The sequence below is a fragment of the Microbacterium sp. Bi128 genome, from assembly GCF_918698205.1.
Genome location: NZ_CAKKMM010001631.1, coordinates 1 through 1,071 on the forward strand (window position 1 = coordinate 1; position 1,071 = coordinate 1,071).

At 61.8% G+C, this 1,071-nt stretch carries 2 protein-coding genes; both read right to left on the reverse strand.

Going from position 1 to position 1,071, the window contains the following annotated elements:
• Positions 1-243 precede the first annotated feature (243 nt).
• On the reverse strand, positions 244-771 hold the full coding sequence (locus LQV45_RS35085) for a histidine phosphatase family protein (protein WP_018774262.1): 528 nt from the start codon (positions 769-771) through the stop codon (positions 244-246).
• Positions 772-826: 55 nt separating this feature from the next.
• Positions 827-1,030, reverse strand: a complete 204-nt coding sequence (locus LQV45_RS35090) for a dodecin family protein (RefSeq protein WP_230012628.1) — start codon at positions 1,028-1,030, stop codon at positions 827-829.
• Positions 1,031-1,071 lie beyond the last annotated feature (41 nt).

Genomic DNA, 1,071 nt, shown 5'->3' on the forward strand with positions numbered 1-1,071 from the left:
GGTCTGCGGCCACCTTGCGTTTGCGGCTGACCATGACCGCCACCGCTACGATCGCGAGCACCACGACGATGCCGACAATAATTCCTATGAGCTGCCCTGAATCCACGTTGATCACCTTTTCTCCGGGTTGCAACAGATGCCCCAAAACCACTGGAAAAAACCACATGACTAAACAGCATCAGTAAACCGCAGATCGGCGCAGGTTGCTATGGATTCCGCAGCCCTCACCGGGCGGACCTGCGGCTATTTGGCGCGGGGGACCTTGAAGTGGGTCAGCTTGGCGTCCTGCCCGTCCAGTTCGGCCCAGGACTTTTCCGTTTCCAGGATGGTCAGCCCGCTGGTCGGATAGCGCGTGGCGGCGTCCATGTAGGCATCGTGGTCGGAGTCGCGCGACGCCAGATGCATCGCAAGGTCCTGCACCCCGGGCATGTGGGAAATCACCATGAGGGTGGTGACGGTGTCAGGGACGTGGTTGATGACGGCCAGCATGCGCAAGGCGGAGGCGGCGTACAGCCCATCCTCGAGCTTGGGCGTCGGCGCCTTGTCTCCGAGGGCGTGGCACACCCACGTGCAGGTCTGGCGGGTCCGCAAAGCGCTGGAGCAGAGGATGAAATCAGGAACCACGCCGTGCTTGAGCAGCCACTTTCCGGCGACTGGGGCGTCCTTGTGGCCGCGTTCTTCGAGCGGCCTTTCGTGGTCGGCAACCCCGCCGGGCCAATCGGACTTGGCGTGCCGCATGATCACCAGCCGTTTGATGTGATGCGCGCTCATGCCCCAATCCTAGTGCGGCGGCTGGCCCACGGGCGCGCATCCCACCAGCGTCCGTTCAGTCTTCAAGGACAAAGGTCACTTCCAGCACGACGTGCCAGGCAACGACGGCGCCGTCGCTGATTTCGACCTTTTGTTCCTTCACCCATGCCCCCGTGACATTGCGAAGGGTTTTATTGGCCCGGTCGACGCCCTCCTTGATGGCGGCATCAAACGAGGTCTTGGAGTTCGCGCTCAGGGTAGTAATCCGTGCAACAGACATGTCTTCCTCCCAATAGTCGGCTCAACGGTCCGAGACTACGC

Bases quoted from the DNA above. Each gene is read 5' to 3' on its own strand.
- LQV45_RS35085 (WP_018774262.1), bottom strand. From the start codon at position 771: ATGAGCGCGCATCACATCAAACGGCTGGTGATCATGCGGCACGCCAAG.
- LQV45_RS35090 (WP_230012628.1), bottom strand. From the start codon at position 1,030: ATGTCTGTTGCACGGATTACTACCCTGAGCGCGAACTCCAAGACCTCG.